The sequence below is a fragment of the Gordonia crocea genome, assembly GCF_009932435.1.
GTDB classification, from domain to species: domain Bacteria; phylum Actinomycetota; class Actinomycetes; order Mycobacteriales; family Mycobacteriaceae; genus Gordonia; species Gordonia crocea.
Genome location: NZ_BJOU01000001.1, coordinates 612,513 through 636,073 on the forward strand (window position 1 = coordinate 612,513; position 23,561 = coordinate 636,073).

The following is a 23,561-nucleotide window of genomic DNA, read 5'->3' on the forward strand; positions in this document are numbered from 1 at the left end:
TTCACCCCGGAGTTCAGACGCGGTAAGCTGATCCAGGTTTTGAATACGGGGTATGGCGCAGCTTGGTAGCGCGCTTCGTTCGGGACGAAGAGGTCGTGGGTTCGAATCCCGCTACCCCGACGCAAGGTTGAGATTGCAGAAGAGGCCCTGACCAGGGTTAACCCGGTCAGGGCCTCCTCGTTTCTGCGGGACGGGCCCTAGACCCGGTCCTCGGCGAGCTGGGGCAGCGATTCGATACCGGCGTCGTCGCCACCACCGTGCGAGACCGGGGTCAGCGTCAACAGCGTCGCCTCGGGGCGGCAGCAGAAGCGGGCCGGCGCGTAGGGCGACGTGCCGAGCCCGGCACTGACGTGCAGGCGCATGTGGGCGCCCCACCGCGACGGACCCTTGACCCGGGACCGGTCGAGTTCACAGTTGGTCACCAGCGCCCCGACGAACGGCAGGCACAACTGCCCGCCGTGGGTGTGGCCGGCCATCACCAGGTCGTAGCCGTCGTCGGCGAAGCGGTCGAGGACGCGCGGTTCCGGGGAGTGCGTGAGCCCGAGGCGCAACTGGGCGAGCGGGTTCGGCCGCCCGGCGACGGTGTCGTAGCGGTCGCGGTCGAGGTGCGGGTCGTCGACGCCGGCTGCCACGATCCGCGTTCCCGCCACCTCGATCTCGTGGGTGCGGTGCGTGGCGTCGAGCCATCCGCGTTCGATGAAGGCGGCCCGCAGGTCGCGCCACGGCAGCGGTTCGCCGTGCTTGCGCTCGTGTTCGGAGTCGAAGTACTTGAACGGGTTCTTCGGCGTCGGGCCGAAGTAGTCGTTGGACCCGAAGACGAACAGCCCCGGGTGGGTGAGGAGGCCGTCGAGTGCTTGGATCACGGCGGGAACGGCACCGGGGTGGGCCAGGTTGTCGCCGGTGTTGACGACCAGGTCGGGCTCCAGGCTCGCCAGCTCGGACACCCAGGCCTGCTTGAGGTATTGGTTGGGCATCATGTGGAGGTCGCTGATGTGCAGGACGCGCAGCGGTGTCGAACCCGGTTCGAGAACGGGCATGGTCACGTGCCGCAAGGCGAAGGCGTTGCGCTCGATCACCGTCGCATAGAACAGGCCGGCCGCACCGGTCCCGACCGCGGCCGCCGCGAGGCGACCGGCGCGGGTGGAGACGAGCGAGGCCACACCGCGGGGCAATGCACGTTCAGACATGCGATCCAGGATACGCCGGATGACCCGGGCCGCCCGCCGACGAGCCGGTTGGGCCCACTCGACGAGAATGGGGGCCCAGTCGACGGGATCGAGGGCCCAGTCGGCGGGATCGAGGGCCCAGTCGGCGGGGATGAGGGCCCAGTCGGCGGATCAGCCGGGGATCTCGATGACGACCGGTCCGACGCCGGGCACCTCGACGGTGGTCTGGGTCGGCCCGGAACTACCGCTGCGCTTGCCGTTGGAGACATAGATCGTGATCGTGCTGCCCGGCATCGCCGAGTCCGACGGGGCGGTGAACACGACCGACCCCTGCGGGCGCGAGCTGGACACCTCGAGCTGGGACACCCGGAAACCGGAGCGCTGCAACCGGGACGTCGCCTCGCTCGCGGGGAGCCCGGTCACGTTGGGGACGCGTCCGCGCGGCGAACCGCTGACGTACTCGGACGGGTTCGGCGGCAGGTAGGTGGGACCGAACTTGTTGGCAATCGGACTCATGGCGGTGAACCACGTCCGCGCGGGTTCGCTACCGCCGTAGAGGTTGCCGTAACCACACTGGCGCAGGGGACCGGAGCACAGCTCGGAGGGGCGCGGACCGTCGTTGTACGCGTAGACCGAGCCGGCCAGGTTGTTGGTGAACCCGACGAAGGCCGACGAGCGGTGGGCCTCGGTGGTGCCGGTCTTACCCGAGGTCGGCAACGTCCAGCCGGCCGAGCGGGCCGCCGCGGCGGCGGTACCGGAACCGACGTCGTCCTTGCTCATCGCGTTGGCCATCGCGTTGGCCAAACCACGCTCCACGACCTGCTCGCACTTCGGGGGCGCGAACGGGACGACGGCCTGCGCGGGCTTGCCGTCCGGCCCGACGATGACGTTGCCGTAGCGGTCGCGCTTGATCTTGGTGATCGAGGCAATCGGGTTCGGCGGGCACCAGGTACCGCCGGAGGCGAGGGTGGCCGCCACATTGGACAGTTCGAGACCGTTGACCGCGAACGGACCGAGGGTGAACGAACCGAGGTTGCCGTCCTTGACATAGGTCGCGATGGACTTGTCGCCGAATCCGGAGCTGCCCGGGATGGTGTAGCTGCGCAGACCCAGGCGAACCGCCATGTCGACCGTCGGCTTGACGCCGGTGCGCTGCAGCAGCTTCACGAACGCGGTGTTCGGTGATTGGGCGAGCGCGTTGGTGATCGTCATCGACGCCGGGTACTTGCCGTCGTTCTTCACGCAGTAGTGGTTGACCGGACAGCCGTTGACCCCACCGCTGTTACCCATGCCGGTGACCTGCAGGCTGGCCGGGACGGGGATCACCGCATTGGTGCCGAGGCCCTTTTCCAGCGAGGCCGCGACGGTGAAGATCTTGAACACCGATCCGGCGCCGTCGCCGACGAGGGAGAAGGGCTGGGGCTGCACGGTCTCGCCGGCGTTCAACCGCAGGCCGTAGTTACGCGACGAGCCCATCGCCACGATGTCGTGGGACTTGCGTCCGGGGCGGATCAGGCTGCCCACCTCGGCGACCCCGTCGGCGTGCGGATCGGCGAAGGTCTGCAGCGACCGCACCAAGGACCGCTGGACGACGGGGTCCAGGGTGGTGCGAATCGTGTAGCCGCCCCGCAGGACGGTGTTGCGGGACATGCCGTTCTCGGCGAGGAACTTCAACGCGTAGTCGCAGAGGAAGCCGTCGTTGCGCGCCGAAATGCAGCCCTGCTGGGCCACCCTCGGCTGCGGCAGCGTGCCGATGCCGAGCTTCTTGGCGTTCTCCAGCTCCTGACGGCGGGCCGGGAAGTTCGCGATCATCGTGTCGAGGACGAGGTTGCGCCGCTCGAGGGCCCCGCTCGGATTGGTGTACGGGTTGAGCGCGGAGCTGGACTGCACCATGCCGGCGAGTAGCGCCGCCTGCTCGACGCGCAGCGCCTTGGCCGGGACGCCGAAGTAGGTCTGCGACGCCGCCTCGATGCCGAAGGCGTTGTTGCCGAACGGCACGGTGTTCAGGTAGCGCGTGATGATCTGCTTCTTGGCCTCTTGCTTCGCGCCGGCCTGGTCGAGGTGGCGTTCCCGGCGGGCCTGCTCGGTGAGGGTCTGCTCCAGCGTCAGGGCCATGCGGACCTCGCGGAGCTTGCGCGCCGGGGTGGTCTCGGTGGCGGCCTGCTTCTCCGCCTCGGTGCGGGCGAGGACGAACAGCTGGTAGTTCTTGATGTACTGCTGGTCCAGGGTCGAGGCGCCCTGCTGCACCTCACCGCTGGACGAGTTCTTCAGCGCGGCGCGGATCGTGCCCTTCCAGTCGACGCCGTCGTGGTCGAAGAAGCGCCGGTCCTCGATGGAGACGATGGCGCGGACCATGTCCGGGGCGATGTCGTTGAACCCCACCTGATAGCGGTACTGGTCGTACAGCAGTGCGATTGGGCGGCCGGTCACGTCGGTCATCGTCGTGACCTCGGGGACGGTTCCGTTCAGCAACTCCGACGAGACGTTCTCCACCGCGGCAGCGGCCCGGTTGGACGCGACGCCCACACCCGCGGCGACCGGGAACAGCAATCCGGCGACCAGGATCCCCGCGACGAACACGGCGCCGGCGAGCTTTCCGAGCGCGGTCTTGCTCGCCGCAGACAGACGGGTGGGGTTGGGAGGCACGCATCACAGGATACGGGGGATTTCTAAGAAGACCGTTCAGGAGCGCGCCGTGACCGTCCCGTGACCTTCCAGGGTGGCCCGAAAAAATGCCTGAACTGCGGCGTTTGCTCTCGGTTAGCACGAATGTCCCAGTTTTTCCGGGAGGGTCTTGCTTTATTGGCGCGCCCGTACATAGATTTGACGTCGGGTGTGATCTACACAACAGAACAGGTCAATGAGTGGTCTGGAATACGTTGTGCAGATTTTGGTCTTCTAGGCAGATAGGGGCTGGTATGACTCCGACGGCACCGACGGTAGGCGAATCCGAGGCGCGACAGGCATGGGTGTCGCAAGCGAAGTGTCGAGCCGAGGATCCCGACCAGCTGTTCGTCCGCGGTGCGGCGCAGCGCAAGGCGGCGACGATCTGCCGGCATTGCCCGGTCCAGCTTGAATGTGGTGCCGACGCACTGGACAACCGCGTGGAGTTCGGTGTGTGGGGCGGAATGACCGAGCGCCAGCGCCGTGCGCTGCTGCGCCAGCACCCCGAGGTGACCTCGTGGGCCGCCTTCTTCGAGGCACAGCGGCGCCGCCAGCGCGCCGATGTCGGCTGACGGGCGCCCTCGGGCGTCAGCCCCGCGCGGTGATCTGTTCGGCCACCGCGCGCAGGGCCTTGGCGTCGGCGACTTCGAACGGAAGCGCCGGTACGCCGACCAGCGGCACCGCCGGGTGCACGGTGGTGAACCGGCCGAGCAAGTCCAACTCCCGCCGTCCGGTTGCCGCCCGCAAGGCGTGCATCTCCAAGACGCCGCGCGTCAGCTCGTCGTCGACCTTGTCGACGGTCGCCACGGCGGTGGCCTCGGTGATCGACGTCAGGTTCGGATGCGTCCGGTTGACGATCAGACCGGCCAGTGGCATCTGCTCGGTGGAGAGCCGGTCGACGAAGAAGGCCGCCTCGCGCAGCGCGTCGGGTTCGGGTGCGGCGACCACCGCGAACTTCGTACCCGGCTGGTTGAGCAGCTCGTAGGTGCGCGCGGCCCGTTCCTGGAATCCGCCAAACATCGAGTCGAGCGACTGCACGAACGTTGCCACGTCGCGCAGGGTGTCGCCGCCGACGACGGTGGAGACGCCGCGCATCGCCAGGCCCATCGCCCCGGTGACGACACGGCCCACACCGCGCCCGCCGCCGATGAGCATCTTGCTCAACCGGCCGGACAGGAACGAACTGAGTCGCTTGGGGGCGTCCAGGAAGTCCAGGGCGTTGCGCGACGGCGGCGTGTCGACGACGATCAGATCCCAGCGCTGCTCCTCGAGGAGCTTGCCGAGCTTCTCCATCGCCATGTACTCCTGCGTGCCGGAGAACGACGACGCCACCGTTTGATAGAAGGTGTTCGCCATGATGGCCTCGGCCCGTTCCGGGGTCGAGTGCTCGATGACCATCTCGTCGAAGGTCCGGCGCATGTCGAGCATCATCGCGTCGAGCGAACCGTCGCCGCTGATCGGCTTGCCGTTCTCGTCGGTCAACGGCACCGGTTGTGGCTCGTTGGTGAGCGAGTCAACGCCGAGCGACTGTGCGAGTCGCTTGGCCGGGTCGATCGTCAGCACCGCGACCTTGCGCCCGTGCTCGGCGGCGTACAGCGCCATTGCGGCAGCGGTCGTGGTCTTCCCGACACCGCCGGCGCCACAACAGATGACGACCTGGGTCTTCGGCGAGCGCAGGACTTCGCCCATCTTCAGCACTTCGGTCATCAGACGCCCGCCTTTCGCAGCACCTGGGCCAGTTCGTAAACCGAGGCCACGTCGTTGTTGAGGTTCGGCAGTTCGACGGTTGCCACCGGCGTCCCCTCCTTGTTCTCGACCGTGTCGAGTTGGCCGGATGCGACCTGCTGGGCCTGATAGCGGATCGCGTGCTCGATCGCCTCGGTCAACAGGCCGGCGAATTCGTCCTGGCCCAAATCGATGCCGGCGGCTTCGAGGTTGGTCTTGATCCGGGCGGCGTCGATGTTGCCCTCGGCGATCTCGTCGATCTCGCTTTCGGGCAGCAGCGCCGGGACCACCCGGTTGACGAAGATCGCGCCGACCCGCAGGTCCTTGCGTTGGAGCTCTTCGACGGCCTCGATGGTCTCCTGGATAGGCATGGCCTCCAAGAGGGTGACCAGGTGCACGGCCGTGTCGGCCGAGTGCAGCAGCTGGGTCACCCCGTCGGACTGCTTGCGGATCGGCCCGGTCTTGGTCAGGTCGGCCATGGCCTGGGTGACGTCGAGGAAGTTGCCGATCCGCCCGGTGGGCGGGGAGTCGACGACGACCGCGTCGTAGATGTGCTGGCCGCTCTTGTCGGTGGCGATGATTCGTTCTTTGATCTTGCCGGTGAGGATGACATCCCGGAGGCCGGGTGCCACCGTCGTGACGAAGTCGATGGCGCCGATCCGCTTCATCGCCCGTCCCGCGAAGCCCAGGTTGTAGAACATCTCTAGGTACTCCAGGAGCGCGTGCTCGATGTCGATCGCGAGTCCGTGGACCTCGCCGCCGGAGACGGTGGCGATCAGCTCGTCGGTCGCCGGCAGCGGCGGCCGGTCGAAGAGCTGGGCGATGCCCTGCCGCCCCTCGCACTCGACGAGCAAGACGCGCTTCCCGCCCTGGGCGAGGGCGAGGGCGAGTGCGCCCGCGACGGTCGTCTTGCCCGTTCCGCCCTTCCCGGAGATGAAATGAAGCCGCGCGCGCTTGGCCGGTGTCGGCCAGGTATGCCCGGAATCGGTGTCCACATCGCTGTTGGATTTGGTGACCACGAGGTAAAGCCTAGCGACGAAGCCACGGACCGATACGCTGGACTCCATGAGCGACACATCTTCTGTTTCCCGTCCGGCGTGGGAGTACGTCACCGTTCCGCTGCTGACCCATGCGACCAAGCAGATCCTCGATCAGTGGGGAGCCGACGGGTGGGAGCTCGTCAGCGTGCTGCCGGGCCCGACCGGCGAGCAGCACGTCGCCTACCTCAAGCGCACGAAGGACTGAGGCCGTGACCGGGTCGGGCAGCGGCACGTGGACGTCGAGACTGGCCGAGTTGGGACTGGCGCTGCCGCCGGTCGTGCCCCCGCTGGCGGCGTACCAACCCGCGGTGCGGACGGGCAATCTCGTCTACACCGCCGGTCAGTTGCCGATGGTCGACGGTGAGTTGGTCGTGCGCGGCAAGGTCGCCGAGGGGGCCGAGGGCATCGTCTCGCCCGATCAGGCGAAGGCCGCGGCCCGGCAGGCGGCGCTGAACGCGCTGGCCGCGGTGCACGACCTGGTCGGGATCGACGCGGTGGTGCGCGTGGTCAAGGTGGTGGGCTTCGTCGCCTCGGCCGACGGATTCTCCGGCCAGCCCGGGGTCGTCAACGGCGCCTCGGAGTTGCTCGGCGAGATCTTCGGGGAGGCCGGCAAGCACGCCCGCTCGGCCGTCGGGGTCAACGAGCTGCCTCTCGGCGCCCCGGTCGAGGTCGAGCTGATCGTCGAGGTCGACCGGTGAGTGCCGACGAGTCGGGCGACGCGGTCAACCCGAGCCACCCCGCCTACGGTGTGCTGCGCGAGGTGACGCCGTTCGCCTCAGTCCTGCTGTGCGACAACCCGGGGACGATGGAGCTCGACGGCACCAACACGTGGATCCTGCGCGCGCCGGGCCACGAGGACTGCGTCGTCGTCGATCCGGGACCCCGCAAACACAAGAAGCATGTGAAGGCGGTCGCGGCCGCGGGCAACGTGGTCCTCACGCTGATCACCCACCGCCACCACGACCACATCGGTGCGATCGGCGCGCTCTACAAGCGCACCGGCGCTCCGGTACGGGCCAAGCGCGAAGGATTGTGCCGCGACGCGAAGCCCCTCGTCGACCGGGAAGTCATCAAGGCGGCCGGGCTGCGGATCACCGTGCTCGCGACGCCCGGGCACACCGGGGACTCGGTGAGCTTCCTGGTGGAGTGCGAGGGCAAGCGCGCGATCCTCACCGGGGACACGATCCTCGGCTCGGGCACGACCGTGCTCGACCCCCGCGACGGCGGGCTGCGCGATTACCTCAATTCGGTGAACCGGCTCATCGTCGAGGGCAGCGGGCCGATGGAGTCGGCGACCGCACTTCTGCCCGGGCACGGACCCGACCATCCCGATCTGGTGCCGGTGGCGCGCTTCTACAAGCAGCACCGCGAAGAGCGCATCGACCAGATCCGGGCGGTGCTGGACTCGATGGGGGTCAAGCCCGCCGAGGTCAAACCGATGAAGGTCGTCCGCAAGGTGTATGCCGACGTCGACAAGAAGCTGTGGCCGGCCGCGCGCATGTCGGTCAAGGCGCAGCTGGAGTTCCTGCGCGAGGAGTGAGTCCGGTCAGCGGGCGCGGCGTGCGAGGCGCTCGGAGTCCGCGATCAGGACGCTCTTGCCCTCCAGGCGCAGCCAGCCGCGCTGGGCGAAGTCGGCCAGCGCCTTGTTGACGGTCTCGCGCGAGGCGCCGACGAGCTGGGCGATCTCTTCCTGGGTGAGGTCGTGGGTCACGCGCAGCGACCCGTTCTCCTGCGTCCCGAAACGCTGGGCGAGCTGCAGCAGCTGCTTGGCGACACGGCCGGGGACGTCGGTGAAGATGAGGTCGGCCAGGTTGTTGTTGGTGCGGCGCAGGCGGCGGGCCAACACGCGCAGCAGCTGCTCGGCGATCTCCGGGCGGTCCTTGATCCAGGCCTTGAGTGCGTCGCGGTCCATCGAGACCGCCTTCACCTCGGTGACGGTCGTCGCCGACGAGGTGCGGGGTCCGGGGTCGAAGATGGAGAGTTCGCCGAACATGTCCGACGGGCCCATGATCGTCAGCAGGTTCTCACGGCCGTCGGGGGAGCGGCGGCCGAGCTTCACCTTGCCCGATTGGATGATGTAGAGCCGGTCGCCGGGCTCGCCCTCGTGGAAGATCACGTGGCCGCGCGGGAATTCGACGGGTTGCAGCTGCTGAGTCAGCGCCGCGACCGCGCTGGGCTCGACACCCTGGAAAATGCCGGCCCGGGCCAGAACCTCGTCCACAATCAACCTCTCTCCACTTACCTTCTCAACCCTTGGGGGATGTCCCCCATTCATCAAGCCACAAGGCTACTGGAAAGACGTGGGGAATTGTTGGATGGGTCACGTTTGGCGCGAGCTTTTTCAGCTGGCGCGACGCCTGCCCTCGGCGGGCGACTCCACGGTGGTCGGCAGGACGGACACCTCGGCGACGCCGGGCGGGTCCGACTCGACGGAGCGGGTGTTGCTCAACATCGAGTCCACTTGGTCGGGGCTGACGGCACTGGAGCCGCGCACCGCCAGATTCTCCAACTTCTCCATGGCGAGGGCGACGAGCATCAGACCCAGAGGAAAGAGGATGGCCGCCAGTCCTTGCATGCCGACCAGTAAACAACAGTTCGCGTGAACCCTCTAGGAAACGGCGGGGGTCGTCACAGCATCGTTACCGGTGGGGCGGGATGGCCACAGTGGAGTGAGAAGTCAGTAACCTGGATTGGTGGGCAAGTCACGCGAACCCGAAACGCACCTGGCGCTGGTGCGCCGTGCGCGGCGGATCAACCGATCGCTGGCGGTGGCGTTTCCCCACGTCTACTGCGAGCTGGATTTCACCAATCCGCTCGAGTTGTCGGTGGCGACGATCCTGTCGGCGCAGTGCACCGACGTGCGGGTGAACCAGACGACGCCGGCGTTGTTCGCCCGGTACCGGACCGCCGCAGACTATGCGGGCGCCAACCGCGCCGAGTTGGAGGAGCTCATCCGCCCGACCGGCTTCTACCGGAACAAGACGAATTCGCTCATCGGCCTCGGCCAGGCCCTCGTCGAACGGTTCGACGGGGAAGTGCCGCACACCTTGGCAGAACTGGTCACCCTCCCCGGATTCGGCCGCAAGACGGCCAACGTCGTCCTGGGCAACGCGTTCGGCGTCCCAGGCCTCACCGTCGACACCCATTTCGGCCGCCTGGTGCGCCGGTGGGGGCTGACCACCGAGACCGACCCGGTGAAGGTGGAGCGGGTGATCGGCGAGCTCATCGAGCGCCGGGAGTGGACCGACTACTCGCACCGGGTCATCTTTCACGGCCGCCGGGTGTGTCATGCCCGCAAACCCGCGTGCGGGGTGTGCATCGTCGCCCGCGACTGCCCGTCCTACGGCGAGGGGCCGGTGGAGAAGGAAGTGGCCGCCAAGCTGGTGAAGGGTCCGGAGACCGAACACATCCTCGCACTCGCCGGGCTGGCGTCGTGAAGGACACCACCCGGGAGGCGCTGCGCGCGCCGGTCTTCCGGTGGACCATCGTGTTCGGGGTCGCCGTGATTGCGGTGGTGGTGGCGATCTGGCCGCGGTCGACGGTCCCCGACAATCCGCTGTCCGATCCGAGTGCGTCCCCGCGGCCGCTGCCCTCCTCGACGCCCGATGCCGCCGAACTCGCCGCGGCGCGCACCCGTGCCGCGCTGGCGCCGTGCCCGACGCCGACCGCGCCGGTCGGACCGCGGTCGGTGCTGGCCGGGGTCACCGTCACCTGTCTTGCCGACGGCCGGCCGATCGACATCGGTGCGGCAACGGCCGGCAAGCCGCTGATTGTGAACGTGTGGGCGACCTGGTGCGGTCCGTGCCGCGCGGAGCTGCCGGTGTTCGGCGACTTCGCCGCGCGGCTGGGCGAGCGGGCCACCGTCCTCGCCGTCCACGACGACCAGGGCGCCGACGAACTCCTCGCGCTGCGACTGCTGACCGAGATCGACGTCCACCTGCCGACCGTGCTGGACACCACCGGTGCCATGGCTAAGGCGCTGCGGGTGCGCCCGGTCCTGCCGGCCACGGTGTTCGTGCGCGCCGACGGGACGATCGCCGCCGCGCCGATCCGGCTCTACCGGACCGTCGACGAGTTGGCCGCCGACACACAGAAATACTTGGGGGTGGCGTCATGAGCGGCAACGGACTGCCGACGGGCCATCCGACCGGCCCCCTCGTCGACGAGGCGCAGATCCCGCCGTGGATGCGCACCCTCACCGCCGATGTCGACCGGCTCACCGACATCGTCAACAGCCGCGGCGGGGACCGCGCGAAGATGGCGCGGATGATCAAGAACATCCGCAACCGACGGGCCGCGGCCGTGTTGGTCCTACTCTCCGGCAGCTTCGAGTCCTCCCCGTCGGCGCCCGGCGGCCTCCCCGACGACGCGGAGATCCTGCTCCTCGAGCGCGCCACCACGCTGCGCCAGCACAGCGGCCAGGTGGCCTTCCCCGGCGGCGCCCACGACGAGGGCGAGCCCTTCCCGGTGCGCACCGCGCTGCGCGAGGCGCAGGAGGAAACCGGACTCGAGCCCGACGGGGTGCGCGTCTTGGCGAACCTGCCGTCCTTCTCCACCCTGCCCAGCCCGTTCGAAGTCGTCCCCGTCCTGGGCTACTGGGAGACGCCGAGCCCGGTGCGTGCCGTTGATCCGGGGGAGACCGCGCGGGTGGCCCGGATCCGGGTCGCCGACCTGCTGGACCCGGCCAACCGGTTCCAGGTCCGGCGCAACTTCATGGGCGGGCGGATCTACCAGGGCCCGGCCTTCCAGGTGGACGGGCTGCTGGTGTGGGGGTTCACCGGCGGGCTCGTCGCCGCCATCAGCCACGCCAGCGGGTGGGACCTCCCGTGGGACACCGACGACGTGCGGCCCCTCGACGACGCGATCGCCGCGGCGAAATCGGAGCAGGACCACGGCCTCCCGCTCGACCTGCCGTTCCCGCCGGATCTCAACGACTTCGACGCCGGTGGTGACCGGCGGTGACCGCCGGGTTGGTCATCGACATCGTCGTCTTGGTGGTGGTCGTGGTGGCCGCGGTGTCGGGATACCGGCAGGGGATGCTCGCCTCGGCGATGTCGCTGGTCGGTCTGGTCGTCGGCGCGGTGGCCGGCATCCTCGTCGCCCCGCGCGTCATCTCCGGGATCACCGACCCGCAAGTGCGGATGATCGTCGGGATCGCCGTGCTCGTCGGGTTGGTGGTGATCGGCGAAATCGCCGGAATGGTCATCGGCCGCTCGTTGCGCGAGCGGCTCCGCTCGACGCCGGTACGCGTGCTCGACAGCATCGTCGGGATGGTGCTGCAGGCATTGGCGGTGATCGTCGCCGCGTGGCTGCTCGCCACCCCGATCCGGGACTCGTCCTTGTCGGCGGCGGCCGACGCGGTGGAGGATTCGCGGGTGTTGACGACGGTCGGCGACCTAGCGCCCTCGTGGCTGCGCGGGGTGCCCGACCAGTTCCGCACCCTGCTCAACGAGTCGGGGCTCCCCGATGCGATCGGGCCCTACGGTCGCGCCACCATCACCCCGGTCGACCCGCCCAACCCGCAGTTGTCCCGGGTTCCCGCCGTCACGCAGACGCGCGGTTCGGTGGTCAAGATCCGCGGCGAGGCGCCCGCGTGCCAACGGGCGCTGGAGGGCAGCGGCTTTGTCTTCGCCCCCGAGCGCGTCATGACCAATGCCCACGTGCTGGCCGGGACCACCACGCTGACCGTGCGCGCCGGTTCGGCCGTCCTGCCGGCCCGCGTCGTGCACTTCGACCCGCGTACCGACGTCGCCGTACTCGACGTCCCCGGCCTCGACGCGCAGCCGCTGCGGTTCGTCGACCGACCCCTGTCCACCGGCGCCGACGCGATCGGACTGGGCTACCCCGAGGACGGGCCGTTCCGGGCGACGCCGCTGCGGGTCCGCGGCCGGATCAACCTCGCCTCGCCCGACATCTACGGCGGCACGCCGAGCCGGCGCGAGGCCTACACCGTGCGCGGACAGATCCTCCCGGGCAACTCCGGCGGACCGCTGATCACCCCCGAGGGCGAGGTGGCCGGAATGATCTTCGGCGCCAGCGACAAAGCCTCCGACGAGACGGGCTTCGCACTCACCGCGGCCCAGTTGCGCGACCACGTCGCGCGCGGCGGCGACGCCGAGTCCGCCGTCGGCACCGGTTCCTGCGTCGCGAGTTGAGCGGGACGGACCGTCGGGGATCGGGTCAGGCGTCGGCAGCCAACCAGTCGAGCAGGAGCGCGGTGGTCCGCTCCGGCTGCTCCTCGTGGACGAAATGGCCGGCGCCGGGCACGTCGCGGTAGTCGAAGCGAGGGGCCCACTCCCGGCTCGCGGTCATCGTCGGCTCGGCGATGTAGGTGTCGTCGCGACCCCGCAGGGCCAGTACCGGCACGCCGACCGGCTTGTCCATCAACTCCATGAAGCGCGCCCCGTCCGGGCGGAACTGCGACCGGTAGGCCCAGCGCTGGTACTCCAGCGTGCAGTGGGCGACGCCGGGGATCTGCACCGCCTGGCGGTTGAGGCCCAGCGCCTCGTCGAAGTCGCGCGACTCCCGCCAGCGCGCGCCGGCGCGTTGGCGGAAGTAGTCGACGAGGAAGGCGCCGTCGTTGCGGGTCAGCGTCCGCTCGCCGAACCGGGGCAACTGTTTGTAGAGGAAGCCGCCGAGGAAGGCGTCGCGCTGACGGCGGTCGCGCAGAACCGCGGACCGCAGTGCGCGCGGGTGGGGGGAGGCCAGCACGGCGATCCGCGACACGACGCGGGGGTGCAGCGTGGCGGTTCCCCAGCACACCAATCCGCCGTCGGCGTGGCCGATCAAGGTCGCGCTGGAGTGGCCCAGGGACCGGATCAGGCCGTTGGTGTCACCGGCCAGGGTCCACCCGTCGTAGCCGCGCGGCGGCTTGTCGGAGTCGCCGTAGCCGCGCAGGTCGACCGCCACCGCGCGGTAGCCGGCCTGTGCCAGGGCGGTCAGCTGGTGGCGCCACGAGTACCAGAACTCCCCGAAGCCGTGCAGCATGAGCACCAGCGGTCGGTCGGCGGGTACGCCGACATCGGATTCCACCGCGTGGAAGCGCAGTCCGTTCGCGCGGACGTCGAGGTGACGCCACGGTCCCTCAAGCCGGACGATGGAGGGATCGGGGGGTGCCACGTCCCTGTGCCGTCAGCGGCCGGCGACCGGTGGCAGCTGCGGGTGCTCGCTGCCGATCGGATCCAGCTGTTGCTGGCCCGGCAAGACGGTCTTGAGCGAGGTGACCGACTCGATCGTCTTACTCGGCGCCCGCATGCGCCGGAACACCACGTAGCCGAGTACGGCCGCGGCGATCGTGATGAACAGCAGGAGCAGGAAGACGATGCCGAACGCCGCCCAGGCGGGCAGCCAGATCATCAGCAGCGCGCCGAGGAAGATGAAGAAGAACAGGCTGGTGTACAGCAGCATCACACCCGCGACCGCGAGCAACCCGGTACCCGCGCCGGCCTTCTTCGCCTCTTGGGTGAGTTCGGCCTTCGCCAGGGCGATCTCGCCGCGGAACAGGGTCGACACCTGTGAGGTGGCGTCCTTGACGAGGTTGCCGATGGTCGGCTCGCCGTGCGAACCGTTGTTGGCATCCTGCAGCGGGATCGCCGGAACCGGCCCGGTCGGCCCGGGAGCCGAGTGTGCCGATCGGGTGCGCTGACTTCTGCGGGTCACGTAGTCCTCCGATGATCGGTGTCCGGGGCCCTATGTTGCCATGCTGGGCTCATAGAGTGGAGACCTACCGTCGGCGGCTGCGGATGTTCTCGAAAACGCTCGGGTCGACCAGCGTCGAGGTGTCGCCGAGTTCGCGCCCCTCGGCGACGTCCTTGAGGAGGCGTCGCATGATCTTGCCGGACCGCGTCTTCGGCAGCTCCGGCACGATGTTGACCTCGCGCGGTTTGGCGATCGGCGAGATCTCGACGGCGACGTGGCTGCGCAGGTCCTGCTCGAAGGTCTCCGCGGTCGCGGTGATGCCCTCGCGCAGGATCACGAACGCCACGATCCCCTGCCCGGTGGTCGCATCGGCGGCGCCGATGACGGCGGCCTCGGCGACGTCGGGATGGCTCACCAGTGCCGACTCCACCTCCGAGGTGGAGATGCGGTGGCCGGAGACGTTCATGACGTCGTCGACGCGGCCGAGCACCCACAGCGCCCCGTCCTCGTCGTAGCGCGCGCCGTCGCCGGCGAAGTACCAGCCCTGATCGGCGAAGCGCGACCAGTAGGTCTCCCGGTAGCGGTCGTCGTCGCCCCAGATACCCAGGAGCATCGACGGCCACGGCTCGTCGAGGACCAGGTAGCCCTGCTCGCCGCGCGGCACGTCCTTGCCGTTGTCGTCGACGATGCGGGCGCTGATCCCCGGCATCGGGCGCATGGCCGCGCCGGGCTTGGTCGCGGTGACGCCCGGCAGCGGCGAGATCATGCAGGAGCCGGTCTCGGTCTGCCACCAGGTGTCGACGATGGGACAGCGGTTGCCGCCGATCGCGTCGCGGTACCAGCGCCACGCCTCGGGGTTGATGGGTTCGCCGACGCTGCCGAGCAGGCGCAGCGAGGACAGGTCGTGGGCGTCGGGGATCTCGCGGCCCCACTTCATGAAGGTGCGGATCAGGGTCGGCGCCATGTAATAGATGGTCACGCCGTACTTCTCGATGACCTCGAAGTGGCGGTGCTCGTTGGGCGTGTTGGGGGTGCCCTCGTAGAGGATCTCCGTCGCGCCGTTGGAGAGCGGCCCGTAGACGATGTAGGTGTGGCCGGTGACCCAGCCGATGTCGGCACCGCACCAGAACACGTCGCGGCCCTCTTTGTGGTCGAACACGTTGTGGAAGGTCGAGCTGGTCTGGGTCAGGTACCCGCCGGAGCCGTGGACGATGCCCTTGGGCTTGCCGGTGGTGCCGGAGGTGTAGAGCAGGAACAGCGGGTGGTTGGAGTCGAAGGCTTCGGCTTCGTGCACCGGGGACGCCTCGTCGACGGTGTCCTCCCACCACACGTCGCGGCCCTGCACCCAGGGCAGGTCCGGGTCGTGGTTGGTGCGCCGCACGACGACGACGTGCGTGACCGACTTCGCGGCGTCGTCGCCGCTGCCCAGTGCCTCGTCGACGGCGCTCTTGAGGGGGGCGGGTTCGCCGCGGCGGTATTGGCCGTCGGTGGTGACGACGAGCTTGGCCTCGGCGTCGTCGACGCGGGAGCGCAGCGCGGCCGAGGAGAAGCCGGCGAACACGACCGAGTGGGTCGCGCCGAGGCGGGCGCAGGCCAGCATGGTGATGATGGCCTCGGGGACCATCGGCATGTAGATGGCCACCCGGTCGCCGGCGCGGACACCGAGGTTGGTGAAGGCGTTGGCGGCCTTGCAGACCTCGTCCTTGAGCTGCGCGTAGGTGATGTCGCGGGAGTCGCCGGGTTCGCCGACCCAGTGCAGTGCCACGCGGTCGCCCTTGCCGGCGTCGACGTGGCGGTCGACGCAGTTGACCGCGACGTTGAGCTTGCCGCCGGGGAACCACTCGGCGAAGGGGGCGTTGGACCAGTCGAGGACCTCGGTGAACGGCGTCTCCCAGTCGAGTCGGCGGGCCTGCTCGGCCCAGTACTCGAGACGGTCGGCGTCGGCGCGCTCATAGATCTCGGGCCCGGCGTTGGCCTGTGCGACAAACTCGGGCGAGGGCGGGTAGACGGCGGTATCAGACATGGGTGTGAGCCTAGTCATGTGAGCGGCGATACACATCGGTTGCCGTCGAGATAGGCGCCACACTGCAACGCGGATGCAACGCGCGCAGACCGGGTGGGCTGCGCACCGGCGGTTACGGGGCGAAGTGCGCCAGGGTGATCGAGGGTCGCAGGTTGCGCAGCGGTCGCCAATTCGACGACGCGCGCAGAAGCGGGTTGGCCCACACGCCGCGACCCGTCGGGAGCATGACGTCGTCGACGCGGGTGATGCCGGTGATGCGTTCGGGGATCCGCGCCGCGGCGTCGACGGTCAGCGAGAAGGGCATCGGCGGCGCCTCGTACCGGTCGGTGAGCTTGAGGCCGGAGAGCGTTTTGCGGGAGAACCAGCCGGGAATCGAGTCGAACAGCAGTGAGCCGCCGGGGAACCGCGCGGCCAGATCGCCGATCAGTGACCAGACCTCCTCGGGTTCGAAGTACATGAACAGGCCTTCGGCGATGATCAGCACGGGTTGGGCGTCGGGGACCCAGTCGAACCAGGACCGGTCCAGCGCCGACACCGGGCATTCGACGATCTGGTCGTCGGCGGGTAGCAGTTGGCGGCGCACCCCGATGACCGGTTCCAGGTCGACGCTGACCCAGCACCGTCGGGTCGCCGAGCCGCCAGAAACTGGTCTGCAACCCCTCGCCGAGGTTGACCACCGCGGCGCCCGGGTGGGCGGCGAGGTGGCGGCGCGCGGTGTCGTCGGCGACGAGGGCGCGCAGCGGGTGCGTCTGGCTGGGTTTGCCGAACTTGTCGTAGTCGTAGTCGATGGTGTCGAAGAGTTCGACGGCGAGCGGGTCGTCGAGGAAGGTGTCGGGGCGCCGGGCCTCGACCGCCCGGTTGCGCAGGGTCCACAGGGTGGTGGCCGAGACTCCCTGCAGGGTGTTGCCGTCGACTGTCATGGAATGCTCCCAACGGAAAGCGGCTGATGAGGCCACCCTAACTTGGATGGGTGTGGGGTGGAAGGTCGTACCCTGAAGGCCATGTCCGACCATCCGCTGGCCCCGCTGGTCGAGTTGCCCGGGGTCGCCGCCGCCGCCGATCGGGCGCGCGATGCGGTCGCCGCCGTCCACCGCCACCCGGCCAATCTGCGCGGCTGGCCGTCGACGGCGATGGAGGCGTCTTGGCGGGGCGGCCGCTCGTCCGCGGCGATCGACGGCGGCAGCGTCGAACTGCGCCGCGACGGCGATTACGACGATCCACTGCTGGCGGGTGCGATGCGCGTCGCGCAGGCGCTCGACGGTGACTCGCTGGAGCAGCTGGTCGGCGTGTACCGACGCGCCCCCGCGCAGGCGCTGGCCCGGTTGCACGTGCTCGCCGCCGCGGATCTTGTCGAGAATCCCGACGATCTGGGCCGGCCGCGCAGCGGACCGGAGGTGTCGGCCCGACTGGACCTCCTCGGCCAGGTGATCACCGCGGGCCCCAACGTGCCGGCTCCGATCGTCGCCGCGGTGGTCCACGGCGAGTTGCTCGCCCTCGCCCCGTTCGCCGAGGCCAACGGGATCGTGGCGCGCGGGGCGTCGCGGTTGGCCTGCGTCGCCACCGGTCTGGACCCGCACAACCTCGGGGTCCCCGAGGTCGGCTGGCTCAAACGCGTCGGCGAGTACCACCGGGCTGCCTCGCGCTTCGGGGAGGGGACGCCCGACGGCGTGGCCGAGTGGATCCTGCTCTGCTGTGCCGCCTTCGAGGCCGGTGCGGCCGAGGCGGCATCGATCGCCGATGCGGCCCGCCCGCGCGCTTCGAAATAGTCGGGCGGGGCGATCCAACAAAAGCGATCCACCTAAGGCGATCCAACAAAAAGGGTGCAGACAGCGCTGCGGGCGGCGACTGAATAGTCACCGCCCGCATAGCACGGACCCAAGTTACCAAGCGTGCAAGGTGGGTTGTGGGATCACCTCGGCGAATGTACTGCGGACGAGCGTCCTGTCGGCCGTTGCCCGCAATTCGCAGGTGCACAACGCTTCTGCCTCTGTGCGGCGCGCTCCGCGTGGGTGCTTGCCGCCCGTGCTGGGAATTCCGGTTGGGAGTTCGGTCCTTCTCTTCCGGCTCGGACTTGGCCTTCCGGTCTTCCGTACCCCCATTTCTACACCGTGACCCACGTCACATCAAGGGTCTCCGGGTTACAGATTTGTGTACCGGAATCTGTGCCCGTCTCCAGTGGGATCCGGCGTCGTCGACCGGTTAGATGGGCGTCCGGCCCGGCCGTGTCGCGGTGTCGTCAGTCGCGGTGGCGTCAGTGGTGTGCGAGCCGGTTGCGCAACCAGCCGTAGTAGAAGGCGGCGCCGATCGCCGCGACGCCGGCGCCGGCCGCCGCCGACACGGCGACGGTCCGGGGCGACGGGGTGAGCCGGTCGCCCATGCCGACAGGGCGGTCGAAGGACAAGATCGGCCACCCGCGGTCGACGGCCTCTTTACGGAGGGCGCGATTGGGGTTGACGGCGGTCGGGTGCCCGACCGCGGCGAGCATCGGCAGGTCGGTGATCGAGTCGGAGTAGGCGTAGCACTCGGCGAGGTCGTAGCCGCGCTCTTGTGCGAGTTCGCGAATGGCGTCGGCCTTGGCCTCGCCGTAGCAGTAGAACTCCAACTCGCCGGAGTAGTGGCCGTCGACGACGGCCATCCGACTGGCCCGCACCGCGTCGACGCCGAGCATCGCGCCGATCGGTTCGACCATCTCCATCCCCGACGCGGAGATGAGGACGACGTCGTGGCCGCGCGATTGGTGGTTGGTGATGAGCTCGGTGGCCTCGGCGAAGACGAGGGGCTCGACGATGTCGTGCAGGGTTTCGTTGACGATCGAGGTGATCTGGTCGACCGGCCACCCGCGGCACATGTCGGTGACGTGGGCCCGTAGCTTCTCGACTTGGTCCTCGTCGGCGCCACTGAGGGTGAACAACAGCTGGGCGTAGGCCGACTTGATCATGGACCGGCGGTTGATGAGCCCGCCCGAGTAGAAGGGCCGGGTGAAGGCGAGCGCACTCGAGCGGGCGATCACCGTCTTGTCCAAGTCGAAGAAGGCGGCGATGCTGTGGTTCGGCGCGCGCCGAGAGGTCGTGGTCCTGCCTGCGGAGGTCACGTCCACGAGCCTACGGGCAACGCTGCTTCTGTGGCGGGATGCCCGGAGAAATGACCTGGTCAAACGTCCAATTACTTGCTGTTGCAAACGTTGACCAAACGTGCGTATAGTGACGGTTACCCGGTGCAAACCGGGTCCTTTCAGCCCGACCCCCCGGGGCTGAAACGCGATGACCCCGGCCTTCTCCCCCCATTGGCCGGGGTCGTCCTCTGTCTACGGGAGGTTTTGGACTCCGGTCCGTTTGAATCCCTGGACCTCGGTCCGCTTCCCTGTGCGGCGTACGCACGGCTTTTCGTCGTCCACGATTACTTAGACGCAGCGCACGCCGGAACGGTTCCCTCGGTCGGCACATTTCTTTGGCGACCGCTTCCGTCGATCCTCGGGCCCGGCGTCGGCCGGGTCGGGAAACGCCAAAACCCCGAACACTGATACGCGGCTACCGTATATTTCCGCCCAGGCGCGAGCGCGCGCCGGAGGGGAATCATCGTGGAGAAACATCGGGAATCGTCGTGCCGTCGGGGCCTGCTGCGCGGCGCCGTCGTCGCCGTGTTGGTCGGCATGGCCGTCGCGGTCGGCGGTGCGCCGGCCGCGACCGCCGCACCGCACTATCCGGAGAACTTCAACTTCTTCGCCGGGATCCCCGACGAGCTGACGCACCCGGGTGGCTCGTTGCCGGGGACGAACAAGCCCGTCTGCCGGCCGTCGCCGCAACACCCGCGCCCGGTGGTCCTCGTGCACGGCACCGGCGGCGGGCAGCAGACCAACTGGGGTGCCTACGGTGCGCTGCTCGCCAACCGCGGTTTCTGCGTCTACGCGCTGACCTATGGCGCGCTGCCGCTGCCGTGGCCCTTCACCGCCGTCGGCGGCATGCTGCCGATCGAGCAGTCGGCGCGGCAGCTGAAGGTCTTCATCGACTCGGTGCTGAAGCGCACGGGAGCCCAGACCGTCGACCTCGTCGGGCACTCGCAGGGCACCCTGATGCCGGGCTACTACCTGAAATACTTGGGCGGGGCGAAGAAGGTGACGAAGTACGTCTCTTTGGCCCCGCTGTGGCAGGGGACGATGGGGTCGATGATGGTGCCGATCTCAAAGTTCATGGGCGCCTTGGGAGTTCAGGACCGATGGGTGCCGCTCTGTCAGGCGTGTAGCCAGATGTTGCCGGGGGCGGCCTTCATGGACAAGCTGTGGCGCGGAGGCTCGCCGTACGTGACGGGCATCGAGTACACCAACATCTCCACGCGCTACGACGAACTGGTGGTGCCCGCCACCAGCGGCCAACTGCCGGCGCGCCGCAAGGGGGAGAAGGTGCGCAACATCGTCGTGCAAGACACCTGCGCGAGCGACTACAGCGACCACATGGCCATCGCCGGTTCGCGCCGCGCCGCCTATCTGGTCCTCAACGCGTTGGACCCCGCACATCCGGTCCGGGTGCCGTGCATGGTCGTGCCCCCGTTCACCGGGTAGCACTGGCCGTCCGGCTGGTCAGGTGCCCGCGCCCCGTACCTTGCCGGAGGCGTACGCGCCGAGCTCGGTGCGGTCGCGGGAATTCGTCTTCGTCATCGCCCGATAGATGTGGCCTTCGACGGTGCGGGTGGCGACGCCGAGCCGATTGGCGATCTCACGGCTGGTCAACCCCTGGGCGAGGAGTTCGACGATCTCCCATTCGCGCCGGGTCAGCTCTGCCGGGGCGGCCATCGCGCGGATGGCCGGGGTGGTGAAGCCGTGGGTGCGGGCGATGCGGCGGGCGCTGTCGCGGGCGAGTTGGGCACGGCCGCGTTTGCCTGCCGCGGCGAACGCGACGGCGGACTGGGCGGCGGCATCGGCCGCGGCGAGTTGGTCGCCCAGCTGTGCCCAGGCGGTGGAGGCCGCCCACAGCCCATCGGCGTCGTGGTCGGCCAGCGCACGGGCGTGGGCGGCGGCGTGGGCTGCACGCGGGCCGTCGACGATGTCGGTCAGCTCGGCGAGGCGGACGTGGGTCGTGTCGTCGCCCCACTGGGTGGCGGCCTGCAGGGCGAGGACCTCGTTGCCGGGCTCGCCTCGTTCGCGGGTCAGCTCCACCGCCTGCGCCGCGAACTCCAGGGCGCGGGAGGTTTCGCCGGTCGCGGCGCTGACCCATCCGCGCGACAGCAGGATCTCGGAGTCCACGTAGCGCAACGACGGGTGGGGGTGATCGGTCATCCAATCATGGTGGGTCGCAGCCTTTTCCGGTTGCCCGCCGAGGGCGTAGAGGGTGGCCAGCCGGTTGCGGCAGGCGTATTCCCACCCCGGGGTGGCGCGTTCGTCGGCGGCGAGGCGGGCCACGACGCCGCGGATACAATCGGCAGCCTCGGTGACCTGGCCGCGGAAATAGGCGGAGTAGCCGCGCATGTAGGTGGTGAGGGTGCGGGCGAAACCGGGCAGCAGGCTGGCCTCGGTGCTGTAGGTCTGGGCGATCTCGTCGGCGGTCGCCAAGTCGCCGGCGATGGCGGCGGCCTGCAGTTCAAGGGTGAGCAGGCTGTAGCGGATGGAACCGGGGACGCTGATCGCGGCGTCGTCGTGGGCGCGTGCCCGGTACTCGTCGATCCGGGTGTACTGGCCGGTGGCGCCGAGGCTGATGGTGCGGCCCATGGCGGTGAAGATGTGCGGCACGCCGGCCAGGGTCGGCTCGGCCAGGGCGTCGGCGGTGAGCCTCAATCCGTCGGAGTGGCGGCCCTGATAGCAGGCGATCGCGCCGCGCAGCCCGATGAGCGTCGCCCGCGCGGCCTCGCCGTCGATGTGGTCCAACGCTTCGGCGAGGATCTCCTCGGAGCGGTCGGGCCGCTGCAGGTCCCAGAAGCTGTTGCCGGCGTACACGAACGTCAGCAGGGCCGTTTGGTCTTCGGGGAGCCCGGGTTTGGCCAGGATCGCCGCGAGTGCCTCGTCGGCGGCGCGGCCCTGGTTGGCCACGGTGAGGTGATAGGCATAGGCCACTTCGGCGGTCAGGCCGCCGCCGGCCTCGACGGCGGCGCGGTCCAGGGCGAGGGTGAGGTCGATGTCGCACCAGGCTGCGGCCGCCGCCGCGCCGGCGAGGAAGGGCACCGGGTCCTCGGTGGCGCCGGACTCCATCGCCAGGACGGCGCGCAACATGATGTCGCGCGGGTTGCCACTGGGATGCGCCCCCATCGCATCGGCGAGCTCGCCCTGCAGTCGGGCCCGTCGGAGCTGCCCCATCCGCTGCAGGCGGACTTCGGAGTAGAGCGGGTGGACCAGGCGGGCGGTCGGGGGATCACCGGTCACGACGATGAGGTCGGCGGCGACGGCATCGGCGACCAGCTCCGGTGACACGGTGCTGATAGCCGTCAATGCGTCGATCGGGAGTGAACCGGCGATGGCCAGGACGTCGATCAGATCGGCCATCGCGTCCGCGACACGCCCCAACTGCTTGTCGATCAGTTCGGTGAGGGTCTCGGTGACGCCGGGTTGTCCGTGCCAGAGGCATTCGTCGCCGTCGGTGGTCAGATTGCCCGACGCCAAGTCGGCGGTGACGATCTCGCGGATGTAGAGCAGGTTGCCCGCGGTGAGGGCCCACAGGTCCTCGGCGCTTTGGCGGTGCAGGCGCCCACCGAGCACCGCCTCGAGCAGGTCGCGCGTTTCGTCGAAGGTCAAGGGTTGCAACGGAAGGTGGTCGACGACGTCGTCGCGGTGGAGGTCGCCGATGGGCGTCGGCGCGTCGTCGAGGGTGCGCAGGGCGATGAGGACGAAGACGTGCCGCCGCGACGCCAGCTGGTTGACCACCATCGCCGACGCCTCGTCGAGCCAGTGCGCGTCGTCGACGATCACCAGCGGCGCCCGATTCGCCGGCGCATTGCCGACGATGGCGGCGACGGTCGACTCGATCAGGGTGGCCGGATCGGCGGGGGTGGCGTCCAACCAGGCCGCAACGGCGCCGAACGGGATGTCGCGCATCGCGGTGAAGCCGGTGATCCGGATGATGGGGCGGTCGGGTTCGGTGCCGATGAACTCGGCCAGCAGGCGGGACTTCCCGACACCGGCGTCGCCGGTCACGAGGACCCCGGGCGCGTGGGATCGCCGCGCGTTGATCAGCGCCGCCAAATCGTTGTCCCGCCCCGTCAGAGGCCAGCGAGTGACCACCTGAGAACAGTAGCGTGGACCGCGTGGTCATGGAACAGATCGGTTCTCGCACGACGGTCACCGAGGTTCTCCACAATTTCGCGGCATCCCCAGGGATCTCTGCA

At 69.2% G+C, this 23,561-nt stretch carries 21 protein-coding genes, 1 tRNA gene and 1 pseudogene; 11 read left to right on the plus strand and 12 right to left on the minus strand.

Annotated features, from left to right (window positions below; genetic code table 11):
• Positions 1-46: 46 nt before the first annotated feature.
• Positions 47-120: transfer RNA gene (locus nbrcactino_RS02875), tRNA-Pro, on the plus strand.
• A gap of 77 nt (positions 121-197) precedes the next feature.
• Here the strand turns inward: nbrcactino_RS02875 and nbrcactino_RS02880 are convergent.
• Together nbrcactino_RS02880 and nbrcactino_RS02885 are read right to left on the minus strand one after the other, a co-directional pair.
• Positions 198-1,187 carry a metallophosphoesterase gene (locus nbrcactino_RS02880; protein WP_228460652.1) on the minus strand — a complete coding sequence of 330 codons (990 nt, stop codon included), beginning with the start codon at positions 1,185-1,187 and terminating at the stop codon, positions 198-200.
• Between the two features lie 150 nt (positions 1,188-1,337).
• The gene (locus tag nbrcactino_RS02885; protein ID WP_371864466.1) at positions 1,338-3,812 is read right to left on the minus strand and encodes a penicillin-binding protein; all 2,475 of its coding nucleotides are present in this window, start codon (positions 3,810-3,812) and stop codon (positions 1,338-1,340) included.
• A 272-nt stretch (positions 3,813-4,084) separates the two neighbouring features.
• Here nbrcactino_RS02885 and nbrcactino_RS02890 point away from each other — a divergent pair, with 272 nt between their 5' ends.
• Positions 4,085-4,402, plus strand: coding sequence for a WhiB family transcriptional regulator (locus nbrcactino_RS02890; protein ID WP_161925991.1), 318 nt, complete (start codon positions 4,085-4,087; stop codon positions 4,400-4,402).
• 16 nt (positions 4,403-4,418) lie between these two features.
• Here the strand turns inward: nbrcactino_RS02890 and bagB are convergent, their stop codons facing one another.
• Together bagB and bagA are read right to left on the minus strand one after the other, a co-directional pair.
• Complete coding sequence (bagB, locus tag nbrcactino_RS02895; protein ID WP_161925992.1) at positions 4,419-5,537, minus strand: ArsA family ATPase; 1,119 nt, start codon at positions 5,535-5,537, stop codon at positions 4,419-4,421.
• Positions 5,537-6,574, minus strand: a complete 1,038-nt coding sequence (gene bagA / locus nbrcactino_RS02900) for an ATPase BagA (RefSeq protein WP_371864467.1) — start codon at positions 6,572-6,574, stop codon at positions 5,537-5,539. Before bagA ends, bagB begins: the two co-directional genes overlap by 1 nt.
• A 46-nt stretch (positions 6,575-6,620) precedes the next feature.
• On the opposite strand from bagA, the gene sp36 reads away from it, so the two are divergent.
• From sp36 to nbrcactino_RS02915, 3 genes are read left to right on the plus strand one after another with little or no spacing between them, the layout of a single operon-like run.
• Positions 6,621-6,800 carry a Sp36 family protein gene (gene sp36 / locus nbrcactino_RS02905; RefSeq protein WP_161925994.1) on the plus strand — a complete coding sequence of 60 codons (180 nt, stop codon included), beginning with the start codon at positions 6,621-6,623 and terminating at the stop codon, positions 6,798-6,800.
• A gap of 4 nt (positions 6,801-6,804) precedes the next feature.
• On the plus strand, positions 6,805-7,293 hold the full coding sequence (locus nbrcactino_RS02910) for a RidA family protein (protein WP_161925995.1): 489 nt from the start codon (positions 6,805-6,807) through the stop codon (positions 7,291-7,293).
• Positions 7,290-8,135, plus strand: coding sequence for an MBL fold metallo-hydrolase (locus tag nbrcactino_RS02915; RefSeq protein ID WP_161925996.1), 846 nt, complete (start codon positions 7,290-7,292; stop codon positions 8,133-8,135). The genes nbrcactino_RS02910 and nbrcactino_RS02915 overlap by 4 nt, the downstream gene beginning before the upstream one ends.
• 6 nt (positions 8,136-8,141) lie before the next feature.
• On the opposite strand, the gene nbrcactino_RS02920 is transcribed toward nbrcactino_RS02915, so the two are convergent.
• A complete protein-coding gene (locus nbrcactino_RS02920; RefSeq protein WP_161925997.1) occupies positions 8,142-8,816 on the minus strand; it encodes a Crp/Fnr family transcriptional regulator in 675 nt (224 codons plus the stop codon).
• 120 nt (positions 8,817-8,936) lie between these two features.
• A complete protein-coding gene (locus nbrcactino_RS17995; RefSeq protein WP_186343294.1) occupies positions 8,937-9,170 on the minus strand; it encodes a hypothetical protein in 234 nt (77 codons plus the stop codon).
• A gap of 118 nt (positions 9,171-9,288) precedes the next feature.
• On the opposite strand from nbrcactino_RS17995, the gene nth reads away from it, so the two are divergent.
• Genes nth through nbrcactino_RS02940 form a run of 4 tightly spaced genes read left to right on the plus strand, consistent with a single transcriptional unit; the run spans position 9,289 to position 12,750 of the window.
• Positions 9,289-10,032 (plus strand): endonuclease III, encoded by a 744-nt coding sequence (gene nth / locus nbrcactino_RS02925; protein ID WP_161925998.1) that lies wholly within the window; start codon positions 9,289-9,291, stop codon positions 10,030-10,032.
• The gene (locus tag nbrcactino_RS02930) at positions 10,029-10,712 is read left to right on the plus strand and encodes a TlpA family protein disulfide reductase (RefSeq protein WP_161925999.1); all 684 of its coding nucleotides are present in this window, start codon (positions 10,029-10,031) and stop codon (positions 10,710-10,712) included. The genes nth and nbrcactino_RS02930 overlap by 4 nt, the downstream gene beginning before the upstream one ends.
• Complete coding sequence (locus nbrcactino_RS02935) at positions 10,709-11,557, plus strand: NUDIX hydrolase (RefSeq protein WP_161926000.1); 849 nt, start codon at positions 10,709-10,711, stop codon at positions 11,555-11,557. The genes nbrcactino_RS02930 and nbrcactino_RS02935 overlap by 4 nt, the downstream gene beginning before the upstream one ends.
• The gene (locus nbrcactino_RS02940) at positions 11,554-12,750 is read left to right on the plus strand and encodes a MarP family serine protease (protein ID WP_228460653.1); all 1,197 of its coding nucleotides are present in this window, start codon (positions 11,554-11,556) and stop codon (positions 12,748-12,750) included. Before nbrcactino_RS02935 ends, nbrcactino_RS02940 begins: the two co-directional genes overlap by 4 nt.
• A 25-nt stretch (positions 12,751-12,775) precedes the next feature.
• Here the strand turns inward: nbrcactino_RS02940 and nbrcactino_RS02945 are convergent, their stop codons facing one another.
• The 4 genes and pseudogenes from nbrcactino_RS02945 to nbrcactino_RS02960 all read right to left on the minus strand — a co-directional run bounded on the left by nbrcactino_RS02945 (position 12,776) and on the right by nbrcactino_RS02960 (position 17,212).
• A complete protein-coding gene (locus tag nbrcactino_RS02945; protein ID WP_161926001.1) occupies positions 12,776-13,714 on the minus strand; it encodes an alpha/beta fold hydrolase in 939 nt (312 codons plus the stop codon).
• 12 nt (positions 13,715-13,726) lie between these two features.
• Positions 13,727-14,254, minus strand: coding sequence for a phage holin family protein (locus tag nbrcactino_RS02950; RefSeq protein WP_161926002.1), 528 nt, complete (start codon positions 14,252-14,254; stop codon positions 13,727-13,729).
• 64 nt (positions 14,255-14,318) lie between these two features.
• A complete protein-coding gene (gene acs / locus nbrcactino_RS02955) occupies positions 14,319-16,256 on the minus strand; it encodes an acetate--CoA ligase (RefSeq protein ID WP_161926003.1) in 1,938 nt (645 codons plus the stop codon).
• A gap of 112 nt (positions 16,257-16,368) precedes the next feature.
• Positions 16,369-17,212: pseudogene (locus tag nbrcactino_RS02960) on the minus strand (class I SAM-dependent methyltransferase).
• Positions 17,213-17,257: 45 nt separating this feature from the next.
• On the opposite strand from nbrcactino_RS02960, the gene nbrcactino_RS02965 reads away from it, so the two are divergent.
• On the plus strand, positions 17,258-18,022 hold the full coding sequence (locus tag nbrcactino_RS02965; RefSeq protein ID WP_161926004.1) for a Fic family protein: 765 nt from the start codon (positions 17,258-17,260) through the stop codon (positions 18,020-18,022).
• Between the two features lie 485 nt (positions 18,023-18,507).
• Here the strand turns inward: nbrcactino_RS02965 and nbrcactino_RS02970 are convergent, their stop codons facing one another.
• Positions 18,508-19,347: an HAD family hydrolase gene (locus tag nbrcactino_RS02970; protein WP_161926005.1), complete on the minus strand. Its 840-nt coding sequence runs from the start codon at positions 19,345-19,347 to the stop codon at positions 18,508-18,510.
• 558 nt (positions 19,348-19,905) lie between these two features.
• Here nbrcactino_RS02970 and nbrcactino_RS02975 point away from each other — a divergent pair.
• The gene (locus nbrcactino_RS02975) at positions 19,906-20,811 is read left to right on the plus strand and encodes an esterase/lipase family protein (protein ID WP_161927562.1); all 906 of its coding nucleotides are present in this window, start codon (positions 19,906-19,908) and stop codon (positions 20,809-20,811) included.
• A gap of 18 nt (positions 20,812-20,829) precedes the next feature.
• Here nbrcactino_RS02975 and nbrcactino_RS02980 read toward each other — a convergent pair whose 3' ends face one another.
• On the minus strand, positions 20,830-23,457 hold the full coding sequence (locus tag nbrcactino_RS02980; protein ID WP_161926006.1) for a LuxR C-terminal-related transcriptional regulator: 2,628 nt from the start codon (positions 23,455-23,457) through the stop codon (positions 20,830-20,832).
• Positions 23,458-23,561: the final 104 nt, after the last annotated feature.